The organism is Corynebacterium sp. BF-R-2, assembly GCF_024586525.1.
GTDB classification, from domain to species: Bacteria; Actinomycetota; Actinomycetes; order Mycobacteriales; family Mycobacteriaceae; genus Corynebacterium; species Corynebacterium singulare.
The window spans coordinates 108,074-134,085 of sequence record NZ_JAMFTP010000012.1; the positions used below are offsets into that span (position 1 = coordinate 108,074).

Here is a 26,012-nt window from a genome sequence, read left to right on the forward strand (position 1 = left end):
TATGCCCTTTGAAGAGCGGATACGGAAAGCCGAAGGCGTAATTTTCGATTTCAACGGAACTATGAGCAATGATGAAGCGGTATTGGAAGAATCCTATGATATCGCTCTCAAGAGCTTGAATCTTGAACCATTATTCGAAGGCGAATACGAAGCTCTCCTTGGTCTTAGTGACCTAGATATTTCGCACAACTTGCTGTCAACACGCAGTGCAGTGGGAAGGGTCGAAGAATTGCTCGAAGAGTTGGCCAGTGCGTACCTCAATTTGAGTCGCGGGGCTTCCTTAATTGGTCACCGAACTGTTGAGTTGGTGAACGAGCTTCATCACCAAGGAAAGATGGTTGGAGTTGTAACCGGAACCTTTAGGAGCCTCTTGGAACCCGTCTTACTGGAAAATCACCTGGACAGCCTTGTTCCCTTTACTGTGACCGTTGAAGATGTCAGTAGAGGTAAACCATCTCCCGAAGGTTTTCTGAAGGGGGCCGATGCCCTGGGGATAGTGCCACGTGGTGTATTGGTCTTTGAGGATTCTGAATCCGGTGTTAAAGCCGCCCGTGCTGCGGGAATGAGTACCGTTGCTGTCGGTACGAATAAGAAAGCGACAAACTTGGCGGAATACTCGTTTGTCTCGATGGAAAGCGCAGCTCAAGCAGCGTTGCATGCTCTATAAGGGGTTTGTAACAACTTCTACCTGAGCTAGGTCGCATCTAAGGACGTCGAGTGAGAATTCAATCGGAGTGTCGTTTCCTCCGAAGGTTGTCCTTTTTACTCTGAGGATTGGTTGATTGGGACGCAATTGCAACTTCTTCTGCTCCCACGAAGTGGGGATCTCAGGAGAAATGATTTCTCTCTTGTGTGCGGGCTTTACGTTGTAGCGTCTGGTGAGAAGTTCGTATAGTGACCCCGTTAGGTCTTGGTCGAGCAAATCTGGGGCGACACTAATTGGAAAAAATGAGTCTTCAATTAGCATCGGTACCCCGCTAACTTTCCGCAATCTCACTAGGCGAAAGACTTGGGACCGTGGTTCAAGCTGTAATTCATCGGCAATTTCGTTATGCGCAGAGACTAAGTTCGTTACGAGGACCTGCGACTCAACAGTTCTCCCGCGCGCTCTCAACTGAGGGAGAAAGCCTTCCATCCTATTGAGCTCGACAGTAGGCGGTGTGGATTTAATGAAGGTTCCGCCACCGCGGCCGCGCCGGCGTTCAATGAGGTCTTCTTCTCCGAGAATATCGAGGGCTCGTCGAACTGTGATACGTGATGCTTCAAACTGTTCGGACAGTGCACGTTCTGACGGAAGCGAATTTCCTGGACGCAATTCGCCGTTAGTAATTCGAGAACGTAGCTCATCGGCGATATGGAGATAGAGATGCGTCTGGCGGTCAAGGCTGTACACAGCGACCACCTTACCGGCTGGATTAAATCTGCAACTGTATGAGGAGGGGCGCCTTTAGCATATGCAAGTCGCGGACTGCTGCTCACCATCCATCACTTTGGCTTATGCGCTGGGCGAGCATGCTGTGTCGGGGCCGAAACAAGTTCAGCGAAGCAATTAATAAAAGTTTAGATAAATTGCAGGGTTGAGCTGTGGGTGTTGCAAAAAAGCCCCCGAAAATCCGCCCCCTGGTTGACATATCATCCAATATTTCGAAAATTATACATACTCTGAGGGTATAGAAACCATTTATGAAAAACGATCTGACCTGGTAAAATGGGGAAAATTACCCCCGATCGGCCCACCCGATCGAATGAATAAATATACGGGCTAAAAAGTTGTGCAAAGAATTTTGTCTCTATTTCTTGGACGGTAGTGAATGAAAAGCGCAGCTGGCGCCGCGTTTCGTGCGAAAATTCCGTGAACACTCTGTAAGTGTGCCCGTCAAGCTGTGTTAAACCTTGGAATATAGCGATTGACTGTGTATATACCCCTCGGTACGTTCAGCACTATCTCAGGGAGCTATCAGGCCCTGGGAGCCTGCACTAGCAAGTTAGTGTCCCTTACTTATCGTCGCCACCGACTCCACACACTTACCGGCGCGATAAGACTGACCAGGGACTGACGGAAAGAGGAAATGTGAACAAGTTCAAGAAGGCGCTCGTTGCAGCAGTTGCAACGGGCCTCGTGATCTCTGGTCCGGGCATCGGCGCTGCCGTTGCTCAGGACACATCCAAGGGCGGCGGAACCTCGGAGACCACCACCCCGGATACACCGGATACCCCGGATACACCGGATACCCCGGATACCCCGGATACACCGGGCACCATCGACAAGAACAAGAAGTCCACGCTGACCATCCACAAGTTCTCCAACAATGAGCCGGGCGAGAAAGGCAACGGCCTGAAGCGCGAGAACACCGAAGGTCTGGGAGCTGCACTGGAAGGCGCTACGTTTGAGATCAAGCGCGTTCAGGGCTTTGACCTGACCACCAACAAGGGCTGGGAGGACCTGTCCAAGGTCACCACCAATGACGAGAAGATCGCCGAGCTCGGCGCTGCTGCAACCTCCGTCACAACCGGTGAGACTGACGCCAACGGTGTCCTGGCATTCGAGAACCTCGAGGTCGGTGTGTACTACGTCGAGGAGACCGCTGCCCCGACTGGCCACGAGATTTCCACCAAGCCGTTCCTGGTGACCGTGCCGATGACCAACCCGGACAGCCTGAACGAGTGGAACTATGATGTCCACGTCTACCCGAAGAACAAGAAGGTTGACGAGCCGAACAAGCCGTCCAAGAAGGTCAACGACGAAAAGGCGCCGAAGGTCGGCGACACCGTTTCCTACGAGGCAACCTCCCCGGTCCAGAAGTTTGAGAACCTGACCCGTTTCAAGATCCGCGACTTCTACCCGGCAGATCGCCTCGAGCCAGACGCAATCGAGCCGATTAAGTCTGTGACCATCACAGGTAACAAGAACGGCGTTGCGACTACTGAGACTCTGGACTTCGGCGACTACGCCGTTAACAACAGCGTTTCCGGACAGACCGATATTCTGCTCAACGCACAGGGTATTGAGAAGGTCAACGCTTTCGACGCGGATGACGACCGCAAGGTTGTTGTCAACCTCGACTTCACCGTTATCGAGCCAGCTGAGACTGTTGATACGACCGCTCCTATCGTCAACAAGCTTGGCGTGAAGCAGACCAATAGTGGCACTCCGGGCGAGGATCCGGGCGATCCGGAGGAGCCGGGCAACCCCGGTGACACTCCCGAAGAGCCGGGTGATCCGGACGAGTGGCCGAAGTCCTACTACGGCGACGTCCAGATCAAGAAGACCGGTAACGAGGGCAAGGCCCTAGAGAACGTTGTATTCGACGTCTACCAGTGCAACAGCAAAGAGGACCTCTCCGCTGAGGCTCTGATCAAGGATGCTGCTCAGACCGATGCTAGCGGTGTTGCCACCATCAAGGGTCTGCGTGCTAACAACTGGGTCAACAACCAGGCATGGCCGCTCGACAACAAGGACCAGGACGGCGACCCGCGCGCTTACCTCGGCTACTGCCTTGTAGAGACCCAGACTGGCAAGGACCACGAGCTCCTTGCTGAGCCGGTCTTCTTCCAGATCGAGGCTGCCAACGACACGGTTGAGCTCACGTCCCTTGACGTCACCAACTCCCCGCACAACGGTGGTTTCAACCTGCCGCTCACTGGTGGCCAGGGTGTTCTCTACCTGCTGGCCGGCGGTGTGATCCTGCTCGTGCTTTCTGGTGGTGCAACCTACGTGCTGCGTCGTCGCCAAGCATAGGCGCAGTAAAGACGCAGTAGGGCGCTGAGTTTGTAGGGAGACTCAGCGTCTTAGCTAAGGAGAGGGAGAGAATCTTATGGCAGTGACCGAACAATCGGGTGCAGTGCGTACTCAGCGCGAGCCTCGGAAGAATCGGCAGCTCATTAAGCTCATACCTCTCCTTTTGGCGCTTGCCGGAATTGTGCTGTTGCTCTACCCGGTGGTGGGAACGCTGCTGAAGAACCACAGCCAGACAGGTCAAGCACAGGTCTACACCAACCAAATCACTGGTGAAGCCACGCAGGAGGAACGTGAAAAAGCAATCGCTGACGCGCATGCGTGGAACGACGAACATCAGGGCATGCCCATCTTGGACCCGTGGCTCGCACGTGTCACCAAGGACAACCCTGATTACGACACTTACCTTAAACAATTAAATATCGCTGACGCGATGGGACGCATTGTTATCCCAAGCGTCAGTTCCGATCTTCCGATTTATCACGGAACTCGTGAGGACACGCTCACCAGGGGAATTGGCCACCTGTATGGATCCTCGCTGCCCGTAGGCGGTGAAGGAACCCACTCGATTCTCACCGGCCACACGGGGCTTCCGGGCGCCACGATGTGGGACAACCTCAAAGAGCTTGTCACTGGTGACGCCGTCTATATGGACGTTGCCGGTCAAAAGATGAAGTACGAGGTAACCAACATTGATGTCGTCCTTCCGGACAAGACCTCAACGCTGGAACCCGTGGCAGGTAAGGATCAGATCACCCTCATTACGTGTACTCCGTATGGCGTCAACTCCCACCGCCTCCTCATCACGGCACAACGCGTGCCCTTGGATGAGAAAGACAACGAGGTCTTTTCACAAACCTATAGCCCGTGGCAGTGGTGGATGACGGCAGCACTGAGCATTGTCGCCGCGGTTATCCTCATCATTTTCCTGGTGTGGATGAGCGCACGAAAGAGGAGGAGAAAAGGGGACCTAGCGGATGCCTAATATTCGAGACAACGCACGGTATTTGTGTGTACTCGCGATTGTTCTTCTGGCTGGAATGATGTGCGTCGCGTTGCCCACAGCCCGGGCTGTAGGTGACGTTGCCCTTATCAACCCGAGCGCGCGCGGCTCACTGACCGTGGTCAAGTCCTCCGGTGATCCTTTCTCTCAGTACGGCACCCCACAGCGTGCGGGACGGCCTGAGCCGGTCAAGCCAATCGAAGGATTGGTCTTTAAGGCCCACAAGGTCGGCGGCATTGATCTCACCACCAATGAGGGCTGGCAGCAAGCTACTGATCTCAACATTGGTGATGTGGTTCCGACGGGTCCCGAGCACCACCGCCTTGATGATGGCATCGAAGCTACAACGGACGCATCTGGCAGTGCCTTCTTCACGGATCTTGATCTTGGCCTGTACTACGTCACCGAGCTGCCCGGCCCAGCACAAGAGCAGGGCTTCACCACAATCGCTCCTTTCCTTGTTGCTGTTCCGTCCACGAGCGATGACGGAACCTCATGGAATTACGATGTGAGTGTCAACGCCAAGGATGAGAAGCTTGTTGGTTCTAAGGCTGCGGCGAAGAAGTGCCTGGATGTTGGAGAGGATGTTCAGTTCGGCATAAGTGGAACCCTTCCTGCTCCGACACGTGAGGGCACCATCGCACGCTACGAGATCGTTGACCCGCTCGCGCCGGAACTTGAATACGCTGGTGCGGACGAGGCTTTCCTTACCGATGTTGCGGCTGGTGACGTCACTACGCAGCTTGACGACGCCGACTTCACCACCCACATAGACGGTTCCATCGTTCGCTTTTCGCTGACCGAATCAGGCTTGGCTAAGGCTACGACGATGCGACAGAGCAACCCAGAGGTTCTTGTCACCTGGCGCTTTATGGTGAAGGTTAATGCGCAGCCGAAGGATGGCAAGGTTCTTAACAAGGGCTACATCCTTCCACAGGGCTTCCCTGAGTTTGACCTAGAAACCACTCCAGGTATTCCGACCAACGAGGTAACTGTTCACGTTGGCGAGTGCGGCGAGACTCCTGGAACCACCCCGGCCCCGGGAACTGGAAAGCCGGGGATCACGCCGAATGACACTCCTACCACGGGGAAGATCCTTGAGGAAACTCCGGGAAAGACTCCCGACAACACTCCGCAAGAGACTCCGGCCGACACCCCAGACTCGACTCCGGATGAGGGAACTCCGGACAGGGGACCAGGTGAGACCGAGACCTCTACAACTACGAACCGCTTCGGCATTCCGCTGATTATCCCAGTACCGCTGGTTCTGGTTCCGGTTCCTGGCCCCGGTATCCCTGGGCACCCGGAAGAGTTCGATCCGCGTGAGCCGGTCGTCCTTGAGGGGACTCCACCGGAGGACACTGTTGTATCGGAAACTCCGCGCGACTCTCACTTGGCAATGACCGGTGCGAATGTTCTCCGTTTGACCGGTGCCGGCCTTCTCCTTCTGATTGCCGGAGGCTACCTGGCTACCCGAACCACACGTGAGGGTGAGCAGTGATGATTCGACCTCAGCTTTTCACTAACCATAAAATTTCGAAAGGTGTAACCCCGGTGCGGCGTACAGGTAACTTCCTCAAACTCGCCTCGGTTGCGGCCGTTGGTGCTTTGTCCTTTGGCGTCACTCCGTTCGCGTCCGCGCAAGAAGCCGACGTTGCGACTGGCTCTCCAGTTGAGTCTGCTTCCATGCGTGAGCTTGCCGAGGACTCTACTGTGCTTGACGTTGCTCCCGTGGATGAAGCTCAGCCGAAGACTGCGAGTGCAACGGCACAGCCCACAGCTGAGCCTCAGCAATCCGACCTAACTAAGGCGTCCCCGGCGGCCACTACGGCACCTGTGCCCCTGACGGCTGCGCCGTCTTCTTCGTCAGCCGCTCCTTCGTTCAGTGCTGCTACGTCCAGCACTGCTACGTCCTCGTCGGCCGCACCACAGAAGAACAACTCCCCGGTCCACGAGGACTCTGTAAAGGTTGCCTCGTTGGGCAGCGGAATGTTCAAAGTTACGCTCAAGACTAATGAACGAACGGCCGGCGGCGACGTAGCTGTTCCGCCAGTTACCCTGTCTCATGAGAACACCAATCGAGCAACGGTTACTGCGTACCCTGCGCTGGTAAACAATGAAAAGATCGATACGGCCTTCGCCAGCGCAGAGAAGCTGAAGAAGGATTACGATCTCCTCTCCTTCGACCTGTACGAGGTTGCGACCGCGGCTGATGGAGAAGTCAGCTTCATCTACGAAGTAGCCGGCGCTACTGTCGACGAGAAAGCAGAGCAGACAGCCTGGAAGGTAGCAGGCGAGGATCAAAAGTCCGCATTCGTTCTTGGTGACGTCCTTGATACCAAGGTCCGAACCTTGGAAGTGGGAACGCGATCTGCTGCAGGAGCTACCACGTCGACGGCTCCGAAGATATCGGAGGGCCCAGCGACGATTGCACCTAGCATCCCAGAAATCTCAAGTGCTGTGGACTTCGTCGACCGCTACCCGGGCGCTACGACAAACAACACGCACTACTACGGTCCGCTCAAGGACATTAGCGTCGACTTTGGAACGGAATACGAGCAGAACCCAGAGCGATGGGAGATCCAGAAAGATTCTTCCCACATGGATAGCGGCGATTGGCGTTGTGAGGGCTCGCGTTTCACGTATCCAATGCGTCACCGCAACTGGTCGACGGGACAGTATCCCACAAATCCGGATGATCGACCGATCCGTGGTCCCATCCCTCTGGGATATAACGACACGGGAAGGGAACGAGGTCAAGATAACGTTGTCTACCGCGAGAATGAGCAGGGATACTTCTACTCCCGTGACCACGTTCAGTATGCATGGAGCACGTCCACCTCGGGTACTGCTCCGGTGTACCGCGGTGAAGAGTTTGTGCTGGGTGGCGGCGACCCAGATGCCGTATGGTACGGCGGCACTTTCACTACGCCGCGAAACGGTGACATTGACTGGAATGAGAACTACCGCCAATCGGGTCGCCCGGGCTTCAAGCTGTACATCGATGACCAGGTGAACATCGATACCTGGGAATTCCAGCGCTTTAAGGATGGTCATTACTGGCGAGTCGCCTACTTCTCACCTAATAAGGATGTCGTCGTGGAAATCGGCTCCCGCGGCGGCAAGGGCGACTTCAATATCAATTTTTACGATTACCAGCAGATGGTAGACGCTGGTGTTCTTCGGGACAACAAGCTGGATATTCCGAAGATCGCAAGAACCGGCGGATATTCCAAATACAATGTCGGTATCCCAACGCCGAACTGGACCCGAGTGTTCCTAGGCTATGGTTCCGGCGGGCTTAATGACAAGAATGCGGATAATCTCCAGAACCTGGCTTGCGTTAACTCGTACCTTGCTGGCGAGTTCGTGCCGATTTTCGAGCTGGGGCCGCAAACACCTCCCACTGAGCCAACGCCGTCTACAGACCCCGGCAAACTAACGGTTGAAAAGTCTGTCACAACAGTTGATGGTGAAAAGACCTGGCATGAGGACAATGAGACCGGCAAGAAATACATTGACTACACGATCGACGTTAAGGCTCCGGAGGAGAAGGGCAAGTACTTCTACAAGGTAGAGGACACTCCCGATTTCGGTGCTGGATTAAAGGTCAGCGACCTGAAAATCCTGGATGTGACCGGTAAGTCCGTGTCAGAGTTCGCAGTGAAGAAGTCCGCGACCACTGAGGGTGATCCGAAGTTCACCATTAGACAGAAGGATGCACGGACAAACGAGCACTCGGACTACCTCGAGATTGGGGAGAACCAAACTCACTCGATTGAGATACGCGCTTACTTCGACGCGCCGAAGGATAAGGCGATTACGGATCAGCAGTGTTCTGCTGGCCACGGTCTGTACAACGAGGCGTTATTGAACGTGTATGGCAGCGACGAAAAGCCTTCTGATGACGCATGTGCAACGTACAACCAGAAAGGCAAGGATCCCGAGCCAGAGGACAACGTTACGATCACAAAGGAAGTAGTCGAGGCTTCGACGAAGCAGGCATGGGCCAAGGACAACTCTGGCAAGTACTACATTGACTACACCTTGAAGGTCGAAACCGCGCCAGGTGCTAAGTCCCTCTACAAGATTCGTGAGACCCCGGACTTCGGTCCTAACATCAAGGTCACTGACCTTCAGATTCGGGAGGTTAAGGGCAAGCGCAAGAATGATTTCAAGATCACGCGCGCAGGAAGCACTGGTGAAGCTGTTAGCTTCGTCATTGCCCAGAAAGAAGCCCGTGAGGTGTCTTCGTTCCCGCAGTATGGCAAGAATGATTTCCTGGAAATTTGGGGTGCACCGAATCCCGCTCACATGATTACGCTTCGTGCGTACTTTGATCCCACGGCGAACAATGTGGCGACCACCGTTGGCAAGTGCGAGCCGGGGGACAGTTTGTACAACGTGGCAACGATTGCCTTGCCTGGCGGTAAGGATGGTGCTTCCGCATTCGACTGTGCCGACTTCGAAGAGGACAAGTTTGGTGGAAAGCTCGAGGTGAAGAAGACGGTCGTTCCTTTCTCAAAGGAACAGGCGTGGGGTGAGGTTGAACGCAATGGCGTGATGACCAAGTACATCGACTACACCATCGCCGTCACTGCGCCAGACAAGGAGTCTGATCACAAATACTGGTACACGGTGACCGATGAGCCGGATTTCGGTGTGGACCTCAAGGTGACAGATGTGGACCTTATTGACGTCGAGGGCAAGAAGGCAGGGGATTTCAACACCGTTGTGCGTACTTCCGGTGGGGAAGTATTGTCCGCAGTCTTCAAGAACAAAGAGACGCGTCAGAAGTCCTATGGCCCACAGATGCCGCATGAGTTCTTAGAAATCTGGCCGGGACAGACGCATACCCTCTATGTGCGTGCCTACTTCGACAAAGTGGACGAGGACAAACCCGCAACCACTGGTGACGTGTGCCAGGCCGGTGATGGCCTGTACAACATGGCAACTCTGGGTCTGCCGAATGAAACCGAAGGTCCGAGCGACGATGCCTGTGCACCGTTCGTTGATGATGAGCCTGAGGAGGAACCGGGTGTCACTGTCGGTGTGGCCAAGATGAACGAGAAGAATGAGTATCTCCCCATTGGGACCGAATATTCCTTCTCCATCTACGACAAGGACGGCACCGAGGTCAAGCTTGACCATGGTGAGGAGCACGGAGATTCCTCCACGACCTTCGAGATTAAGAAGTCGAAGGAGCAGGCACTGAAGGTGGGCGAACGTTACGCGCTCGTGGAAACCAAGGCTCCAGCTGGATTTGAGCTCCTTGCAGAGGCTGTTGCGTTCACAGTGCAGCGCGCCGAGGATGGCGAGCTCGGCCTTGAGATTGAGGATGCGCACCGTCATCCGCAGGTACAAGTCCTGACTCTCGGTGACAAACAGGATGAGAACTCGGTGTACTTCGCGGTGGCGGATATGCGCCAGGGTGACCTGCCGGCATCGGGTGACCGTGGAGTGTTCTGGACATTGGGTCTGGGGATTTCGGCACTGTTAGCAGCAGCTGGGCTCGCTCTGCGCCGCCGAACAGAAATTTGGCTGCGGCAGTCCATGTAGACGCTGGCACGGCGAAGGCCTAGCCTCCTACAAGATGAGGAGGCTAGGCCTTCGATTGTTTTGCCGTACGCGCGGCGCGCGTTTAACGGCCGAAGTTCTGCACGGCGTAGAGCTTGCCGTCAGGGCTGGTGGCCAAGCCAATGCCTACGGACTTAGCGCGCGGGTCGAGCAGGTTCTTGCGGTGACCCGGGGAGTCCATCCACAGCTGAACAAGGCGGGCATCGGAGTAGTCGGTCCACGCCTGAAGGACATTCTCGCCACCAGCCGGCAGGCCAGCGGGGTAGTGGGTCCAGTAGTTCGGGCGGTGGCGGATGCTGCCCTCGCGGTTCAGGGTGTTGGCCCAATCCTGTGCCAGGTTGGTCAGGCTCGGGTCAACGCGCAGCGGGGCGAGACCGTTAGCCTTGCGCTGTGCATTAGTTTGATTAATGAGACCCTGGACGCTGGCAGAGGCGTTCGGAGCTGACACAACTGGGCCGGCAGCGGCCGGGGTGGTCGGGGTGGTGAAGCCGAAGGAAGCCGGGTTGAAGGCGCCGAAGGAGCTACCAGCTTGAGCAGGGGCATTGACGGAGCCTGCGAAGAGTGCTGCGGCGGCGGCAACTGGGGCGACAATCTTCGTGGCGGTGCGTCCAAACTGGAGACGGAACATCGTGGTTCCTCTTTCTATTTCGGGCCTATGTGGCGGTGTGCTTCCCCGCGTGGTTCGCGGTTCCTTTCACTTAGAATTAAAGCTGCTGTCGCCCGCTTAAGGCTAGCTGACCAGCAGTTTTAAGCTTTATCCCCAGGTTTGCACCGCTTTGCATCCTGGTTCTAAGCTTCTGTTGGCTTTCGGGCTCTTTTTGCCTGAATTTGCATAGTTTGGCCCAGAAAGTAATGGGGCCGGGGGTGATTGGCGGGGGTGGGCACTTAGAATTGAATACCCGCATCCTGGGGTTTTCGTTGGTGACGGGTCAACTATTGCCAAAACCTTGGGTACTTCTATAGAAAATAATGGATTGTTCCTGGGAAAGGATTATTTGCACTTATGTGTAGGGGGTTGTGGGGTAGGGAGGGCGTCGGCAAGCACGGCGCCGAAATTGGAGCCAGATAGGGATCGACGAAGCCCCGCAGTGCGCCAAGAGAACGCAGTGCGGGGCTCAGATAGGTCAATAGGTGAGGGGTGTCTTACTTGATGTCTCCAACCACAGTGCCGTACTGCTCATCGTCGAGCTTCAGGCTCTTGGGCCACTCAGCAACCTCCGGGTTGTCCTCCTCAAAGCCCTCACGAGCCAGTCAGTGCAGGCCCTCGGTGTCACCCAAAGTGCCATTCGGATCCTCAAGATCCTTTACCGGGAACTTAGCGTTGGCCCAGAACGGACGCCACAGGGTGACAACGATGTCCTTCTCAGCGTCGGTCGCGGACTTCAGCTCAGAAAGCATCGCCGCGGGGTGGAGGAGGTGGATAGGGTGTAGCCGGCCTCCTCGAGCTAGTTCTGCAGGAGGTACGCGGTGGGCAGGCCATCGGTCCAGGACGGAATGTAGCCCATGGTGATGGTGCCCTTATCGCCGTCCTTAGCGGAGCCGGAGTCAGATGTGGAATCCGAGGAGTCAGAGGAGCAGGCCACGAGGGAAGCTCTGAGAGCGACGGCTGAGACAGTGTTCGGCGGCTGCTAGGCTCTAACGCCATGTCTTTCTTCGACGCGCCTTTGCTTCTCGACGGCGGCCTCGGCACCCACCTAGAAACCCGCGGCCACGACATTTCCGGGCCCTTATGGTCAGCGCGGATTCTCCGCGAAGTGCCAGAGGAAATTCAGGCTGCGCACGCTGATTTCTTTGCTGCCGGTGCTCAGGTGGCCACGACTGCGTCCTATCAGGTGACGTTTGATGCTCTTGGTGAGGAAGCTGAAAGCCTCTTGCGCCGCAGTGTCTCCCTAGCTCGCGCTGCCGCTGGTAAGCACCTCGTGGCAGCATCGATCGGACCGTATGGTGCTGGCCCCAGGGAGGGCACCGACTATGACGGTGCCTATGGCCTCAGCCGCTCTGAACTGCATCGGTGGCATGCCCGCCGCGTGGGGGTGATCGCGGATACGGATGCTGACTTTCTCTTGGCAGAAACCATCCCCAACGTCGATGAGGCTGCGGCTCTGCTTGAACTTCTTTCGGATCAACCAAAACCATTCGCGCTGAGTATTACCGGCGCTATTGCTGAGTCGCCGGCGAAGCTTGAGCAAGTGCTGGAGCTGGTCGGCACCTTCCCCCGACTGGGCGCTCTGGGTGTGAACTGCGTGAGTGCCCCAGAAGCTCTCCGCGTTGTGGAGACTTTGCGTAAGGGAACCGACAAACCCCTGCTGGCCTATCCCAATAGCGGGGAGATCTGGGATCACGGTGTGCGTGAGTGGCGCCGTGCCGCCTGTGATGTGCCCGGACTTATCGACACTGCTTCAGCTCTCCGCGAAGCAGGCGTCACCCTTCTGGGTGGCTGCTGCAGAGTGGGGCCGGACCTTCTTTGCCAGCTAGCGTACGATTTTAAGAAACCGCCTAAGGAGGAATGATGCATACGCGTGCCGTGATCATGGGGGTGTCCAGTTGTGGAAAGTCAACCGTAGGAGCCTTGCTCGCGGAACGGACGGGGCTTCCTTTTCGTGACGGTGACGATATGCATCCAGCCGCTCACGTTTAACGGTAGCTGGAAAGGTACCACGTTGGCAGGGCAACGATCGGGCCGATGAGAAGATGTATTCCACTTTCACGACCGATATCAACCTTTTGGTTGAGGGTGTGGAATTTCCCTTGCTATACAGTGAGTTTCATGAAGAAATCGTCCATTGTCGCCTGCGCCGCTGCGCTGGCCCTGTCCGTATCCGCACCTGCCGCACACGCCGAACTTACCCAAACTGAGCGCGATCAATTCCGCACCGATCCGGTGGGAGCCATCGCGTGGCAGTCCATTAAGGGATCTTCTGAAGGTCTTCGCGCCGACGGTGGATCGTTCACCGCAGCATCCTTCTTCTCCATGACGACGCCGGGGCAGAACATCGGCATGCCAGCGCTGCAGAACTGCGCGGAGCGCGTGGGCTCCTCCTCGCCGGCCGGCGGTGTGCGCTTCGTTGCTGCCGCTGTGTGCGCCACCTTCGACTCGAATTCCCGCAGTGAGGTGCAGCGCGCGAGCCTTCCTTCAATGCCGGTGCGTTAAGTTCGCGGTGAGTCAGCTACACACGTAGCCGACCTGGCTACTCCACCCCGAGGGCTGGGCCCACCGTGGCCCAGCTGATGGCTAACTCGCGGCGAAACAGTGCCCACGTGTGCCGCCCTGCGGGGAGTTCATAATAGTCAAGGTCAACGCCAGCTTTGGTTGCTGTCTTGGCGTAAAAAGAACTGCACCAATAATCCAATCGTTCATTGAGGCCCAGCGCTGGTAGGGGCGAGTCCTCCATGTCGACGTCGAAGTCTGCTGGACCACCGCGTGAGACAATGACAAATGTTTTCCGTCCCCGCTGTTGATCGAGGTTGAGAATCGGCGAATGCTGTGCCCACGCTGGATCCCACGGCGGGCCAAAGGAGCGGGCCGGGTCAGTGCCGTAGAACGCTGCACTTGCCCATGCGAATGCCTGCGCGAGGACACCGGTGGTCGAGGGGCAGCCTGAGATGGAGCCAGCCACCTTAAAACGCGGATCAAAGGTGGCGAGTTCTAGGGCTGGGCCGCCAGAGTTGCTCACGCCCGCGATGCCGTCGCGGCCATTGCCGTGAAATTCGGCGTCGATAAGCTGCGGGAGCTCCTTGGTCAGGTAGGTAGCCCACTTGTATTTTCCGTGTGTGTCGTGAGGCTGTGCCCAATCGGACATCATCGAACCATAGGCACCGCGCGGTGACACGACATTCACGTGCTTGTCCCGGAAGAACTCGGAGGCTCCGCCGCCGTCCCACCACAGTGCATCATCGCCGCCGCCTGCACCGCCCAGCAGATAATAGGTCGGGCGGGGCTGGGTATTCTCTATTCCTCCCGGTGGAAGGATAATGTCATTGGTAATGATGCGATCCATCGCTGGTGAATAGACCTTGAGCTTCCACACATTGTCCTGAATGTGTTTCAACTCGCGCAGTTGTGCCGGGGGTGCGTCCGCCGGTGGGTGTGTGGCCTCCGGTTTCACAACCGGGGCTCCGAGTTGTTGAAGCACGTGTCCCCAGGCAGCAAGGATGTTGTCGCTGAAGAGCAAGGGCGCCAGCGGGCCTGTAGCGATGGGATCGAGAACAGTAGCGTACTGATCAAAGTTGGCGACATCGCTGCTCAGCGTATCTACTGCTTGTGCGTGTGCAGGCTGGGCGTGGGCAGTAGAGAAGACTAGCCCCACTGAAAGAAGGCTGGCGAGTGCGGTACGAGAAAAATTCACTATCTTACAATATCCAACGCACGTGACACTCTAAGCGCTCGGCCTATGCGTCGGCGTCTCTTGGTGCACGGCGATCTTCCAGCGTTCGCGAAAGGGCAGCCCAGGGCATAGCGAAATCCCCGATCGCCTTGGGCGGTCGGGGATTTGCCTACTCTCTCACTGCCGGGCTACGTGCCGGCGGGCGCTGCACAAGAAAGGGGAGAGGGTGTTCTTAGAACAGGCCCTCAGCTGCCTTGCCAAAGTCGTTGACGGTGGCCTTGCGGGAGTCAACGTTCTGGTCGTTAGCGGTGGAGGTGTCGCCCTTCAGACGGGAAATCTGGGTGACCTCGATGTAGTTCTTGATGCGGCCTTCCTTGGTGTTGCCATCGCCGAAGTCCAGGTTGGCAACGCGAGCGGAGTCGCCAGCGTTAATCGGGTTAGCCAGGGTGACCTCGAAGGAGCGGGTGGAGGTAGCCTCGTTGAAGCCCAGGTCACGGATGTGTGCACCGTTGGAGGAACGCGGGGTGATGAGGCGGTCAACGCCCTTCGGGCCCTCAGCGGTCTTCACGTCAACGCGGTACTGAACGGCCGGGAAGTCACCGTAGTAACGGTCGGTACCGACGTTCTCCAGGCGGAGAGCAACGGTGCCAGCGAAACCAGCGTGCTTCGCGCCGGAAGTGGTCAGGACCGGCTTGAGGTCCAGCTTCTGCTTAGCCTCGTCGGTCTTGCCGTTGTCAACGTCTTCCTGGATCTTCTTGTCGGCAGCCTCTTCCTTCTTGCCCTCTGCCTCGGAGACAACCTTCTCCTCCGGAGCAACCTCGTTCTCCTTCAGAACCTCAGCGTCAGCCTCCGGAGACTTGGACTCCTCAACAACCTTCGGGTCGTTGACATCGGTGGTGTTCTGAGCGTCCTTGTTCGGAGCGTAGGAATCAGCGATGTCGTCGTACAGCTTGACGCGAACCTCGTTCTTCATCGGCTGCATTGCAGACCAGAAGGTCGGGGTGGACCAGGTGCCGTTCGGCTTGCAGTACTGCTGGGTACCGGTCATGTTGAGGACGCGGAAGCCGTAGGTAGCCTCACCGGTGTGGTTCGGCGGAACGTCGTACGGGCCGATGGACTGGCCAGCCTCCCAGGAGAGGGAGTAGGACGCGGAAGCGCCAATCTTGGTGGCAATCTGATGGGAAACGCCGAAGGAGCCTTCAGCGCCCTTGCCGGAGCCCTTGCCGCCCAGGTTCATGGAGGTGGTCTCGGTGCGGTCACCGTTGACGGACAGGGAGATGGACTGGGACTTGGACAGGTTCTGCTGCAGCGGAATGTCCTTCTTGGTCTGGTTGGTGGTGGAGATGGTGCCCACCGGCATGAAGTTGTCGGTCACCTTGTACACCACGGTGCGGTGGTCCTCCCACGGGTTGCAGACCGGGCGCGGGTTGAGGACGTTGGCCTTCATGTGGTCGGAGCCGTGGGTGGTGTGAACGATGGGGAGCTTGGCGTTAACAGCCGGGGTCTCCGGGTAGGACTCGGTGTGGGTTGCTGCGGAAGCAGCCGGTGCGAGCAGGGCGGTGCCTGCAATCGCAAGGCTGGCAACGAGGCCAGCGGTACGACGACGCATAGTCATGATTGTTCTCCTGAATGAAAAAGTGTGGGGCAAATTGGCGACGCACTGTGGGCGCGCTGTGATGCGCTGTATCGCTCAGTGCGTGACGAGATGCAACAATAAGGGCCTTTTCAGGATCGTGCACCCTGAGGATTGTTAATATTTTTGTACACCAAAGTGATTTTCGATAGGGTAACACGCAGGTGAACAATTGGCTAAGAAAATTGCCTTTACCTCGTCTTTGCTAACTAGACCGTACTCTGGGGAAACGTCTTCTTGACCATTCGGACATCAACTAAAGTTTGACCTATGTCGGGGGTAAAAATAGGTCAACGAGAGGTGTCGAAACGAGGTTTGTGGAGCTGCAGGCTGCAAGCAAAATTGCACCTGTTGACGCGTCAAGCTTAAAACCTGCTGAAGTTGACGGCGTCTAGTCCTCTTCGATTTCGGGGTCCTCGGCGCGGGCCTGTTCGAAGACTTCTGCTGCCGCGCGCACGTTAATGGCGCCAATGATGATGCCCACCACGATGTCGGGCCAGGGGCTTGCCCACACGATCATGAGAAGGCCTGCTGCAATGATCAGTATGTTTGCGGCTACGTCATTACGTGCGGCCAGCCACGCGCCGCGTGTGAGTGCACTGCCATGGCGCAGTTGCAGCAGGAGCACCGCGCATACGAAGTTAATGATCATGGCCGCGACTGCTGTACCAGACAGTGCGAGGGGCTCAGGAACGGCGCCGGTGATGATCTTCCAGATCGCCATGCCAAACGACGCCAATGCTGGAATCAGAATCAACCCTGCTAGGCCATAGCTTGCTTTCCGACGCCCCGTCGCCGACCAGTGCAATGCTGCCAGAACCAGCGCGTTGATAAGAAAGTCCTCGAGGAAGTCGGCGGCATCCGCAAAAAGAGATGCCGAGCCAATGATGGAGGCGATGATGAACTCGCCAAAGAAGCCGATGAGGTTGAGCGCGGCTACCCACGCAACAATGCGCCGGGCCCGCTGGTCCAGCGAGGAGGAAGAGAGTTCTTGAGACACGTTTCTCAAGCCTACTGCGAAGGCTTTAGACGTCGGGTCGTAGGTCCCATGGATCCGCGGCTGCAGTTGAAGGGGCAGCTCGGTTAAGGCACAGGAGTGCTAGGGCTGCGTCTTTGGGGTGGGTGACGTCGAGGCCGCTCAGGGTGGTGATGTGGTGAAGGCGGTTGATAACCGTATTGCGATGGCAGCGAAGAGATTCGGAGGTGGCCTTGATGGAGCCGGTGTTGAGATAGGCGCAGAGGGTGTCGTAAACCGGCTTGTTTTCGGAACGAAGCGTACTGATGGCATCCGTTAGCTCCGTGATGGGGCTGCCCTCAAAGTTGGCGATGGCGTCACCCGCAACGGCCCAGAAGAGATCGGGTGCCTCGGACAGGTGGGGAAGGGGGGTGGTGGCGTCGAAGAGGCGTGGGGCTTGCCGGGCGGCGGCGCGGACGCCGGCCAGACCGGTCACGGTGCGGAAGCGAATGCCAGGAAGAGCAGTCAACGCGGTGCTGTCGACAGGGGTGCGTGCGGTGGATGGCCAGAAAGCTATAAACATGCCGCGTGTGGCGTGGCCGAAAGCGATGCCAGAGGTGATGGGACTGTCGAAGAGCGTGCGCAGTTCCACGGCGGAGGTGGGGTGGGACACAATGACGTCAAAAGAGGTCTGGGGATCTACGTCAAGGGCGCGGGCAAGCTCGGCAATGCCGAGTGGGTCGAGGTTGTCCGTGGTGAGAAGACGCTCCAAATGTCGAGCGTGAATCAAGCGAACGTCATGCTGTTCGCGGGCCTCCTCCATCCGGAAGGCATCGCGCACGACGAGGTTGTACAACGTCACAACGGAATGAAGGTGGGCGACGTGCTCGATGAGCTCGTGTTCATCCGTCCCCGCGGCTCGCCGCAGGTGGGTCCACAGGACGTCGAAGTCGAGCTGGATGGCGTCGACAAGCGATGCTAACTCCACACCCTGCCGTGCGCGCCGGCGGCCCAACCCTTGTGCGTGAGTGCGCAACTCTGCCTCATCGACTGCGCCGACCAGCATGTCTGTAATTCGAGCGAAAACCTCGAAGGCGGTCAGGCGTAGCTCATCCTCGCTCACGAGTGAGTTGCCATAGCGGCCGGTGGTGGTGAATGCGGTGAGGAAGTCCTCCACCATTCGGGGGATATCGCTGTGAACCTCCGCGACAATCTCGCGCCACCGTCTCTCGTGCATGTGCACAACCTTACAGTGTCGCAATTGGGGAAATGCCTCAAACCTGCGGAATGCGTCACTGTGAACGTTACTATGTGGGGGAAACCACAAGGAGGTTCCATGATAACGCTCATTGACAACGCCCATATCCTCACCCAGGACCCTTCCCGTCCTGTGGCGAGCGCCGTGGCGTTCGCTAACGGCAGCATCCTCGCGCTGGATGATGCCGCTCGCGCTCTGCCTGCGGATGAGACCTGGGACGCTGGCGGCCGTACTCTCACCCCAGGCTTCAACGATGCTCACTCTCATACCGTCTGGTTCGGGCAAACCCTGCTGGAGGTGGACCTGTCCCAGGTAGACACCCCTGCCGATGTCTACTCAGCCCTCGCCGCCGTCGAGACTAACCCGGATGGCTGGGTCATCGCCTCCGGATTTAGGCCTTCGGCGCTTGAAGCGCCTGTCACAATTGCGGAGCTTGACCGTGCCACACATGGCCAGCCCCTCCTCATCAAACACAATTCGGGCCATGCTTACACCGTCAATACTGCGGCTCTCCGCGCGGCGGGCATCGATCCCACCAACCCACCGGAGATTGAAGGCGGGGAGTTTGTCCGTGATGAGGACGGCAACTGCACAGGGCTTGTGGATGAAAACGCCATGCGCGCCATCCAGAACGTCACCCTTCCCGAATTCGGGGAAGAAATTGCGCGCGCCCTAGAACTGGCCACGCGGAACTACCTCGAACGTGGCTTGACGTCTGTCACGGATGCTGGTGTGGCGGGTGGTTGGATTGGCCATAGCCCACGCGAAATCGCGGCGTATCAAAAGGCCACGCTGCACACCCGCATGCAGATCATGGTGACCATGGATGTGCTCCACGAGATTGATGGCCATGAGTCCGATGGTCCCGGGTGGGGCCTCGATGGTGGTCTGCGTACAGGCTTCGGTGATGAATGGCTGCAGATTGGTCCCGTCAAGATGTTTAGTGACGGCTCTATCCTCGGAACCACTGCGGCGTTAACGGAGGAATACGCCTGCTGCTCGCACCACGGCTATTTCCAAGGTGATCCGGGGCAGATGCGCGAGCGCGCGCTCAACGCCGCTGCCTCTGGATGGTCACTGGCCATCCACGCTATTGGTGATGCGGCCGTGGACTTTGCGATTGAGACGCTGGAGGAGGCCGTCGATAAGCATGGCGTGCCCGCCATGCCGCACCGCATTGAACATGGCGGCATTGTGCGGCCGGACCAGATCGAGCGGCTGCGCGGTAAGCCCATCGTGGTTGTGCCGCAGCCTTTATTTATTAAGACCTTCGGTGATGCAATGGCAGACGCCCTCGGACCCGAGCGAGCCGCATGGAGTTATCCGGGCAAGCGACTTCTTGACTCCGGTCTCATCCTCCCAGGCAGCTCCGACCAACCTGTCGCGCCGGGCGTCCCGCTGGACGTCATGCAGGCAGCCATTGAAAGGCGCACGGAAACAGGGCGTGACTATGGTCCGGCCGATCGGCTTACACCGGAGGAAGCACTGTATGCCTACACGGCCGGCTCGGCAGCGGCAACGGGGTGGGCGGGCCGTAAAGGCCAAGTCATTCCGGGGCAGCTGGCGGATTTCGTGCTGCTGTCTGCAGATCCCCTGACTACTGATCTATCCACCATTTCCGTGGCTGCCACCATTGTCGGCGGCGAACTGCGCTACGGACGCTTCTAAGGAGTACTCATGCGAGAAACCACTGATGAGCAGTTTCTAGCCGATTTTCACGCAATGTCCGCCAACGGTGCCACCCCAGGTGGGGGCGTAGAGCGCCAAGCCGCAAGTGAGGGCGACAACCTCAATCGCACGTGGTTCCATGAGGTGCTTGAGTCCCTTGGCGCGCGCGTCATCTACGACGAGATTGGCAACCAGTACGGACTTTTTGAGCTTAATCCGGGTGCTGACTACGTGGGCCTGGGCTCGCACCTGGATTCTCAGCCGCTGGCCGGACGCTTCGATGGCGCGTATGGCGTGCTTGCCGCAGCGCATGCAGCGGGGCGTGTGGCACAGTCAGGAGCAGATGCGCGCTACAACCTTGCGGTTATCAACTGGTTTAACGAGGAAGGTTCGCGTTTTGCTCCGTCGATGATGGGCAGTTCGGTGTTCACGGGTACGCTCGCGCTTACCGACGCCCACTCCGTCACCGACCTAGCCGGCGTCACCGTCGCGCAAGCTCAAGAGGCTGCGGGGTGGTCGCCGCGCGGTGAAGCGCCCACGTTGGCCTCGTACGCGGAGATCCATGTGGAACAAGGCAAGCAGCTTGAAGATGCCGGCAACACGATAGGCCTGGTTACGGCTACCTGGGGTGCGAAGAAGTTCCAAGCGGTTGTGTCCGGTGAGCAGGGCCATACCGGGTCCACTCTCATGGCGGACCGAAAAGATGCGCTCTTCGGCGCTTCCCTCATCATCGCGGAGGTTGAGCGTCTCACTCACGAATTTGAGGTAGGGCAGCTGCAGGCCTCGGTGTCACAACTGACCCTGGAGCCGAACTCTCCTGTGACGATTGCTCGTGAAGTTCGGTTTAATGTGGACGTGCGCTCGCCATCCACGGAAGTGCTGGACAAAGCCCAGAAGCGATTGCAGGAGATCATCGTTGCTGCGGAAGAAGAGTCACGCACGTCTGTCGATCTGACCCCGACGCATGAGTGGGCCCTGAATCCCTACCCGGCTGCGGGCGTGGCGCTTGCCCGTGAGGTTGTGGAGGAATTGGGCTACCCACACCAGGAGATTTACACAGTGGCCGGCCACGATTCGACGAACCTCAAGGAAATCGTCCCGACGGTGATGCTTTTTATTCCGTCTGTCGATGGTATCTCTCATAATGAGAAGGAATTCACCACCGAGGCTGATTGCTTGGCTGGTCTTGACGTGTTCACGCACGTGGCCCAGCGCCTCGTTACTACTGGCTGCGGGGAGAACTAGCACACTCACTGGTGCTAATCGTCGTCACTCCAGTGCTCATAGCCAAAAGCGGAGAGCGCAATTTCGAAACCGCGCTTCATCGCCTCCAGATCCTCCTCGCTGACCTCGTAGGTGCGCAGTCGCGCCGGGCCAGTCAGCGGTACATTCAGGAGGAAGCGGCGGCCGGTTTCGGTGATGTCGCACAGACGGCGGCGAAGGTCTGCGGGGTCATCGACAATCGAAATGAGATCATCACGCACCAAGCGTTTCACCGCCTGGCCAATGGTGGCCGGCTGCCATCCTAGTTCCTTGCGTAACTGCAGGATAGGGATGGGGCCATTCCTGTCGATGAGGCGCAAAAGCGAAAGATGGGAACCGGAAATGTGGTATTCGCGGCGTACTTCTGTGTCGAAACGCGCGCGGGCCCGCTCAAGTCGGCGCCACTCGGAGATGGTCTCCGAAACTTTGTCGTTGTCTGTCACGAGATCTAGCCTAAGAGCATCGGACTGGCCACCGCAACCGGTTTTCCAATCGCAGTTTTGATAGCCTTTTGAGCTTCATTGAGGGTATTTATTTGTCTCTCCGCTGCCTCTTCAGCAGGGTGATGGCGGCATGATGGGGTGGCCTAAGGATTCTTTGACGATGTATTCGCCACTGAATTGTCAGTCAGTTACGACAAAAGAAAACCGGAGATAATCGCAGATTTTCTGCGGTGCCACGTGCGTACTTTGGTCATTCTTTCTCTCTCATTCACGGGGGTAAAAGGCGGAATTTCTACAAGGTGACAGATGAATGTGACTATCCTTAATCTCGGTCAAATCTTGGCTCCCTAGTATTCGAATCCCTATAGGAGGTACTCATGAAGATTTCTCGTTCCCTCGTTGCAGCTGCTCTGTCCGGCGCCCTCGTTCTTGGCGGCACCACCGCCGCAATCGCTCAGATCCCGGAGGCCGCTGACAGCACCGTTGTGGCGCTTCCGGCTTCCATTGTGGTTGACGGCGTCACCTACTACAAGGACACGACCGTCGATGAGGGTAAGGGCGACTACAAGTCCGCAGACGGAAAGCAGACCCTGCCTTACCTGGTAGTGAAGGGTATCGTAGACAGCCGCAACGCTTCCGAGTCTGAGGAGACCACCGAGGCGAAGGAAACCACCACCGAGAAGACCTCCGAGCCGAAGGAAACCACCTCTGCCACCAAGTCCTCTGAGGCATCCGAGAGCACTTCCGCCACCAAGTCCTCTGAGGCATCCGAAAGCACCTCCGCCACCAAGTCCTCTGAGGCATCCGAGAGCACTTCCGCCACCAAGTCCTCTGAGGCATCCGAAACCAACTCCGCCTCTCAGACCTCTGAGCCTTCTGAGTCCCAGTCTGCTGAGCCGACCCCGACTGATGAGCCGGGCGACAAGAAGAGCTCCGCTCGCGACGCTCTGTCCTCCAAGGACGGCAAGCCGACCCCGTTGGCTATCTTCGGCATCGTTGCTGGCGTTCTGGCTGCTGTTGCTGCGGCCTTCCCGGTAATCGCTAAGACCCTGAACCTGAACATCAAGCTCCCTTTCTAATGTAGGAAGCACCTAGGTTCTAGGTCTTTGTGCCCCTGCCTCGTTGTGAACTGAGGTGGGGGCTTTTATCGATCCTGGGCCCCGGAGGGAGAGAAGGGGCTCCTGAAACAAAACTTCAGCGCCCGGGCCGCACGAATACGGGGCCTCGGGCGCTGAAGCTTCTCTATCTCTCTGTGTGCGTTCTCTCCAACGCACGACACTAAGTATGCAACTTTTCTGTTGAGAATGCTCATTCGGGAGGTTATGAATAAATTGGAGTTGACTGAATTTTACCTGGGTGCGCAAGATTTTGCTGGTTATGGCCACCTGGTGTGCGTTGGTGGTTGCTGGAGAGCTTCCACGGGGCTAACAGCGGGGGTAAGGCTCACCTGATCTTGGGGTGAGGTGGTGCCTCGCGTGGAGGTATGGAACCTCCGAGTGGAAAAACGCCAACGAGCCCCCAGGGAATAGGGGACTCGTTGGCGTCTCTATCAAGTCCCTCCGTGTATCGGCTAGGGGCCGCCCTCCGGAGGGCGAGGGGTTCTCTCTCTCGCATGCGCTCTCTCAAACGCACAACAATGAGTATGGTGTCCTGCGCTGGCACCGCCATGAACTCAAGCTGGCAATCGCCTGCAAGTCTTGTCTAGTCGAACCTCGCCGGGCGCTTTTCGAGGAAGGCCATGACGCCTTCCTTGTGGCCCGCAGAGGCCATCTGGGCGTACTGCGTGGGTTCTTCCCACTGCAGCTGTTCGTCTAGCTGGCGCAGTGTGGTGCGGTTGATGGCCTCCTTGGCCTTGGCCAGGGCATCACGGGGCGCGATGTGCAGGCGTTCGGCTACCTTGAGTGCGGTCTCTAGTGCCTGGCCTTGGGGTGCGCGCTTGGCGACGATCCCCGTCTCAGCTGCTTCCTCGACCCCAAGTTTGTCCTGGAGCAGCGACAGGGCTAGGGCGCGGTGGCGGCCGAGCGATGCGAGGGCGGTAAGGCTCACGCCGCCATCAGGGATGAGGCCAATCTTGCCGAAGGGGAGGGTGAGGTAGGATTCCTCGCCACCCACGATGAGGTCGCAGGCAAACGCCAATGACGCGCCCGCGCCGGCGGCTGCGCCCTCAACAGCGGCGATGACGGGAATCTCAGCCGCGTGAATCTCGGTGATGAGCGCGTTGAGCTGGGGGAGCATTGTTGACTCGGCGGGGTTCGGGGTTTCACCTGACTGCTGGGCCGCGGCGGCGGCCTGAGCTGCTGCCACAATGTCTGCACCGGCGCAGAATGCGGTCTCGTCACCAGTGATGATGAGGGCGCGAAGGGAAGAGTCCGAGGAGGCTTCGGCAAGCGCGGCGGAGAGGGCCACGCAGTGCTCCTTCGCAATGGCGTTACGACGAGAAGAATTGTTGATCTGGGCGATGAGAACGCTGCCTTCGCGGCGCGTCAGAATGGCGTCGGTCATTATTTAGTCCTTAACAAGTTCGGTGAGGGAGGAGATGATTCGTGCTGCATCGGCGCTAATGCGGGAGACGATCTCGGAACAGGGTGCGACATCGCGAATCAGGCCTTGCGAGGTGCCACAGGTCCACACACCCGCGTCGAGGTCACCGGTCTCGTACACAGCGCGTCCACGTTTGCCGGCTACGAGATGGCGGATATCACCAAACTCGGCGCCCTGGGCTAAGCGCTTTGCCACTTCATCACTCACCGCATTCTTGGCGACGCGCGTCGAGTTGCGCAGCTCGCGCAGGATGAGCTGGGTATCGAGCTCGGAGCGCTCCACGATGGCTTGCTTGACGTTCTCATGCACTGGCGCCTCTGTAGAGGCGACAAAACGGGTTCCCATGTTGATTCCCCCTGCGCCAAGGGCGAGGGCTGCTGCCAGACCGCGGCCATCGGCGAAGCCGCCCGAGGCAATGATGGGGATGTCCAGCTGGTCCTTGGCGGCCGGAATGAGCACAAGGCCGGGGATGTCATCCTCACCAGGGTGACCTGCGCACTCGAAGCCGTCAATGCTGACGATGTCTACGCCAACTTTCTGGGCGCTGAGCGCGTGACGCACCGAGGTGCACTTGTGAATGACAGTAACACCAGCGTCCTTGAAAGCTGGCATGTGGTCCTTGGGGTTGTTGCCAGCGGTCTCTGCAATCTTCACGCCCTCTTCGATGATGACGTCGCGGTACTCCGCATAGGGCGGTGGGGTAATGGCTGGCAACATGGTGAGGTTCACGCCGAAGGGCTTGTCGGTGAGTTCTCGTGCGCGACGAATCTCAGTGCGCAGGTCCTCCGGGGTGGGCTGGGTCAGGGCGGTAATCACGCCGAGGCCGCCGGCGTTGGAGACGGCTGCGGCGAGTTCGGCTCGGCCGACCCACTGCATGCCGCCTTGGACAATGGGGTGCTCGATACCGAGCATCTCAGTAACGCGGGTGGTAATCATGATTGTTCTCCTTTAGTGGGTGAATGGCTATTCGGAATAATGGGCGCTCATGCGCTCTTTAAGTTCCTCGGGGAGGGGGATGGGGCGGCGCTGTGAGACGTCGATAAGCACCAGCGTCGCCGTAGCAAACACGCACGCCGTACCGTCCTGGATGAGCTCGTGGGAGACCTGGTAGGAGGTATTTCCGATGCGTGACACCCACACGCGAGCCTCAATGGAATCGGTATAGGTGAGCTCGGCGTCATAGACCACTTCGAGAGAACGCACCACGTGAGCGTGGGTATTCGTGGAGAAAGGCCCAGTGAGATCTGTGGCAGCGCGCACGCGGGCCTCCTCGATAAGAGTGACCATGGTGGCGTTGTTGACGTGGGCATTCGCATCCTGGTCGGACCATCTCAACGCTAGGGTTACCGGGATGGCGTTGTCGGGGGCGCGCATTGTTCCTCCTTCAGCAGACAAAGTGTTGTGTATCACTATACATACGAATTGTGGTTCGTAGCGGAAAGCTTGATGGAGGACTAGTCAGACAGTGGTCAGATGGTGTGTGGGGTTCTAGGTGGAGCAGACGCGTCAAAGAAAACAGAAAGCCCGGAGCCTGAAAAAGGCAACCGGGCAAAGAGGTGTTAGTTAGCGATGAAGTACATCTGTTTGTTGATGAACTCTTCAATTCCCAA

23 protein-coding genes are annotated in these 26,012 nt (G+C 57.8%); 11 read left to right on the forward strand and 12 right to left on the reverse strand.

The window, feature by feature from the left end; translation table 11 throughout:
* Nucleotide 1: 1 nt before the first annotated feature.
* Complete coding sequence (locus M5J09_RS10055) at nt 2-667, forward strand: HAD family phosphatase (RefSeq protein WP_257157747.1); 666 nt, start codon at nt 2-4, stop codon at nt 665-667.
* Here M5J09_RS10055 and M5J09_RS13265 read toward each other — a convergent pair.
* Complete coding sequence (locus tag M5J09_RS13265; RefSeq protein WP_239181020.1) at nt 662-1,393, reverse strand: GntR family transcriptional regulator; 732 nt, start codon at nt 1,391-1,393, stop codon at nt 662-664. The two genes, M5J09_RS10055 and M5J09_RS13265, sit on opposite strands and share 6 nt — an antisense overlap.
* Nucleotides 1,394-2,071: 678 nt before the next feature.
* Here M5J09_RS13265 and M5J09_RS10065 point away from each other — a divergent pair.
* The 4 genes from M5J09_RS10065 (at nt 2,072) to M5J09_RS13270 (ending at nt 10,298) form a co-directional block, all read left to right on the forward strand.
* Nucleotides 2,072-3,739 carry a SpaH/EbpB family LPXTG-anchored major pilin gene (locus M5J09_RS10065; RefSeq protein ID WP_257157748.1) on the forward strand — a complete coding sequence of 556 codons (1,668 nt, stop codon included), beginning with the start codon at nt 2,072-2,074 and terminating at the stop codon, nt 3,737-3,739.
* A 76-nt stretch (nt 3,740-3,815) separates the two neighbouring features.
* Nucleotides 3,816-4,721 carry a class C sortase gene (locus M5J09_RS10070; protein WP_257157749.1) on the forward strand — a complete coding sequence of 302 codons (906 nt, stop codon included), beginning with the start codon at nt 3,816-3,818 and terminating at the stop codon, nt 4,719-4,721.
* Nucleotides 4,714-6,240, forward strand: a complete 1,527-nt coding sequence (locus M5J09_RS10075; RefSeq protein WP_257157750.1) for a SpaH/EbpB family LPXTG-anchored major pilin — start codon at nt 4,714-4,716, stop codon at nt 6,238-6,240. The genes M5J09_RS10070 and M5J09_RS10075 overlap by 8 nt, the downstream gene beginning before the upstream one ends.
* A gap of 53 nt (nt 6,241-6,293) precedes the next feature.
* Complete coding sequence (locus M5J09_RS13270; RefSeq protein WP_257157751.1) at nt 6,294-10,298, forward strand: SpaA isopeptide-forming pilin-related protein; 4,005 nt, start codon at nt 6,294-6,296, stop codon at nt 10,296-10,298.
* A gap of 82 nt (nt 10,299-10,380) precedes the next feature.
* Here M5J09_RS13270 and M5J09_RS10085 read toward each other — a convergent pair whose 3' ends face one another.
* The 3 genes from M5J09_RS10085 to M5J09_RS10095 form a co-directional block, all read right to left on the reverse strand.
* On the reverse strand, nt 10,381-10,944 hold the full coding sequence (locus tag M5J09_RS10085; protein ID WP_257157752.1) for a CAP domain-containing protein: 564 nt from the start codon (nt 10,942-10,944) through the stop codon (nt 10,381-10,383).
* Nucleotides 10,945-11,567: 623 nt separating this feature from the next.
* Complete coding sequence (locus tag M5J09_RS10090) at nt 11,568-11,714, reverse strand: glycine betaine ABC transporter substrate-binding protein (RefSeq protein WP_257157753.1); 147 nt, start codon at nt 11,712-11,714, stop codon at nt 11,568-11,570.
* Between the two features lie 47 nt (nt 11,715-11,761).
* On the reverse strand, nt 11,762-11,899 hold the full coding sequence (locus M5J09_RS10095; protein ID WP_257157754.1) for a hypothetical protein: 138 nt from the start codon (nt 11,897-11,899) through the stop codon (nt 11,762-11,764).
* A 60-nt stretch (nt 11,900-11,959) separates the two neighbouring features.
* On the opposite strand from M5J09_RS10095, the gene mmuM reads away from it, so the two are divergent.
* The 3 genes from mmuM (at nt 11,960) to M5J09_RS10110 (ending at nt 13,467) form a co-directional block, all read left to right on the forward strand.
* Nucleotides 11,960-12,826: a homocysteine S-methyltransferase gene (gene mmuM, locus M5J09_RS10100; RefSeq protein WP_257157755.1), complete on the forward strand. Its 867-nt coding sequence runs from the start codon at nt 11,960-11,962 to the stop codon at nt 12,824-12,826.
* 20 nt (nt 12,827-12,846) lie between these two features.
* Nucleotides 12,847-12,954, forward strand: coding sequence for a shikimate kinase (locus tag M5J09_RS10105; RefSeq protein WP_374982121.1), 108 nt, complete (start codon nt 12,847-12,849; stop codon nt 12,952-12,954).
* Nucleotides 12,955-13,083: 129 nt separating this feature from the next.
* Nucleotides 13,084-13,467 (forward strand): hypothetical protein, encoded by a 384-nt coding sequence (locus M5J09_RS10110; RefSeq protein WP_257157756.1) that lies wholly within the window; start codon nt 13,084-13,086, stop codon nt 13,465-13,467.
* Between the two features lie 37 nt (nt 13,468-13,504).
* Here the strand turns inward: M5J09_RS10110 and M5J09_RS10115 are convergent, their stop codons facing one another.
* From M5J09_RS10115 to M5J09_RS10130, 4 genes are all read right to left on the reverse strand, one after another.
* On the reverse strand, nt 13,505-14,662 hold the full coding sequence (locus M5J09_RS10115; RefSeq protein ID WP_257157757.1) for an alpha/beta hydrolase-fold protein: 1,158 nt from the start codon (nt 14,660-14,662) through the stop codon (nt 13,505-13,507).
* Nucleotides 14,663-14,873: 211 nt separating this feature from the next.
* Nucleotides 14,874-16,256 (reverse strand): hypothetical protein, encoded by a 1,383-nt coding sequence (locus M5J09_RS10120; protein WP_257157758.1) that lies wholly within the window; start codon nt 16,254-16,256, stop codon nt 14,874-14,876.
* Between the two features lie 409 nt (nt 16,257-16,665).
* Nucleotides 16,666-17,274: a cation transporter gene (locus tag M5J09_RS10125; RefSeq protein WP_257157759.1), complete on the reverse strand. Its 609-nt coding sequence runs from the start codon at nt 17,272-17,274 to the stop codon at nt 16,666-16,668.
* A gap of 25 nt (nt 17,275-17,299) precedes the next feature.
* On the reverse strand, nt 17,300-18,466 hold the full coding sequence (locus tag M5J09_RS10130) for a helix-turn-helix domain-containing protein (RefSeq protein WP_257157760.1): 1,167 nt from the start codon (nt 18,464-18,466) through the stop codon (nt 17,300-17,302).
* Nucleotides 18,467-18,565: 99 nt separating this feature from the next.
* On the opposite strand from M5J09_RS10130, the gene M5J09_RS10135 reads away from it, so the two are divergent.
* Both M5J09_RS10135 and M5J09_RS10140 read left to right on the forward strand, forming a co-directional pair.
* Entirely contained in the window at nt 18,566-20,155 is a 1,590-nt protein-coding gene (locus M5J09_RS10135; protein ID WP_257157761.1) for an amidohydrolase, read from the forward strand.
* A gap of 9 nt (nt 20,156-20,164) precedes the next feature.
* Nucleotides 20,165-21,400 carry a M20 family metallo-hydrolase gene (locus M5J09_RS10140; RefSeq protein WP_257157762.1) on the forward strand — a complete coding sequence of 412 codons (1,236 nt, stop codon included), beginning with the start codon at nt 20,165-20,167 and terminating at the stop codon, nt 21,398-21,400.
* Between the two features lie 14 nt (nt 21,401-21,414).
* On the opposite strand, the gene M5J09_RS10145 is transcribed toward M5J09_RS10140, so the two are convergent.
* On the reverse strand, nt 21,415-21,861 hold the full coding sequence (locus M5J09_RS10145) for a MarR family transcriptional regulator (RefSeq protein ID WP_257157763.1): 447 nt from the start codon (nt 21,859-21,861) through the stop codon (nt 21,415-21,417).
* A gap of 377 nt (nt 21,862-22,238) precedes the next feature.
* On the opposite strand from M5J09_RS10145, the gene M5J09_RS10150 reads away from it, so the two are divergent.
* A complete protein-coding gene (locus tag M5J09_RS10150; protein ID WP_257157764.1) occupies nt 22,239-22,940 on the forward strand; it encodes a hypothetical protein in 702 nt (233 codons plus the stop codon).
* A gap of 622 nt (nt 22,941-23,562) precedes the next feature.
* Here M5J09_RS10150 and M5J09_RS10155 read toward each other — a convergent pair.
* The 3 genes from M5J09_RS10155 to M5J09_RS10165 are packed head-to-tail and all read right to left on the reverse strand — an operon-like array spanning nt 23,563 to nt 25,776.
* Nucleotides 23,563-24,363 carry an enoyl-CoA hydratase-related protein gene (locus M5J09_RS10155; RefSeq protein ID WP_257157765.1) on the reverse strand — a complete coding sequence of 267 codons (801 nt, stop codon included), beginning with the start codon at nt 24,361-24,363 and terminating at the stop codon, nt 23,563-23,565.
* Nucleotides 24,364-24,366: 3 nt separating this feature from the next.
* Nucleotides 24,367-25,338: a nitronate monooxygenase family protein gene (locus M5J09_RS10160; RefSeq protein ID WP_257157766.1), complete on the reverse strand. Its 972-nt coding sequence runs from the start codon at nt 25,336-25,338 to the stop codon at nt 24,367-24,369.
* Nucleotides 25,339-25,365: 27 nt separating this feature from the next.
* Nucleotides 25,366-25,776 carry a thioesterase family protein gene (locus M5J09_RS10165; protein WP_257157767.1) on the reverse strand — a complete coding sequence of 137 codons (411 nt, stop codon included), beginning with the start codon at nt 25,774-25,776 and terminating at the stop codon, nt 25,366-25,368.
* Between the last annotated feature and the right edge of the window lie 236 nt (nt 25,777-26,012).

Coding starts and splice junctions, on each gene's coding strand:
- M5J09_RS10130 (WP_257157760.1), bottom strand. CDS start 18,466: ATGCACGAGAGACGGTGGCGCGAGATTGTCGCGGAGGTTCACAGCGAT.
- M5J09_RS10105 (WP_374982121.1), top strand. CDS start 12,847: ATGGGGGTGTCCAGTTGTGGAAAGTCAACCGTAGGAGCCTTGCTCGCG.
- M5J09_RS10135 (WP_257157761.1), top strand. CDS start 18,566: ATGATAACGCTCATTGACAACGCCCATATCCTCACCCAGGACCCTTCC.
- M5J09_RS10165 (WP_257157767.1), bottom strand. CDS start 25,776: ATGCGCGCCCCCGACAACGCCATCCCGGTAACCCTAGCGTTGAGATGG.
- mmuM (WP_257157755.1), top strand. CDS start 11,960: ATGTCTTTCTTCGACGCGCCTTTGCTTCTCGACGGCGGCCTCGGCACC.
- M5J09_RS10160 (WP_257157766.1), bottom strand. CDS start 25,338: ATGATTACCACCCGCGTTACTGAGATGCTCGGTATCGAGCACCCCATT.
- M5J09_RS10150 (WP_257157764.1), top strand. CDS start 22,239: ATGAAGATTTCTCGTTCCCTCGTTGCAGCTGCTCTGTCCGGCGCCCTC.
- M5J09_RS10090 (WP_257157753.1), bottom strand. CDS start 11,714: ATGCTTTCTGAGCTGAAGTCCGCGACCGACGCTGAGAAGGACATCGTT.
- M5J09_RS10075 (WP_257157750.1), top strand. CDS start 4,714: ATGCCTAATATTCGAGACAACGCACGGTATTTGTGTGTACTCGCGATT.
- M5J09_RS10140 (WP_257157762.1), top strand. CDS start 20,165: ATGCGAGAAACCACTGATGAGCAGTTTCTAGCCGATTTTCACGCAATG.
- M5J09_RS10085 (WP_257157752.1), bottom strand. CDS start 10,944: ATGTTCCGTCTCCAGTTTGGACGCACCGCCACGAAGATTGTCGCCCCA.
- M5J09_RS10120 (WP_257157758.1), bottom strand. CDS start 16,256: ATGACTATGCGTCGTCGTACCGCTGGCCTCGTTGCCAGCCTTGCGATT.
- M5J09_RS10155 (WP_257157765.1), bottom strand. CDS start 24,363: ATGACCGACGCCATTCTGACGCGCCGCGAAGGCAGCGTTCTCATCGCC.
- M5J09_RS10055 (WP_257157747.1), top strand. CDS start 2: ATGCCCTTTGAAGAGCGGATACGGAAAGCCGAAGGCGTAATTTTCGAT.
- M5J09_RS10070 (WP_257157749.1), top strand. CDS start 3,816: ATGGCAGTGACCGAACAATCGGGTGCAGTGCGTACTCAGCGCGAGCCT.
- M5J09_RS10110 (WP_257157756.1), top strand. CDS start 13,084: ATGAAGAAATCGTCCATTGTCGCCTGCGCCGCTGCGCTGGCCCTGTCC.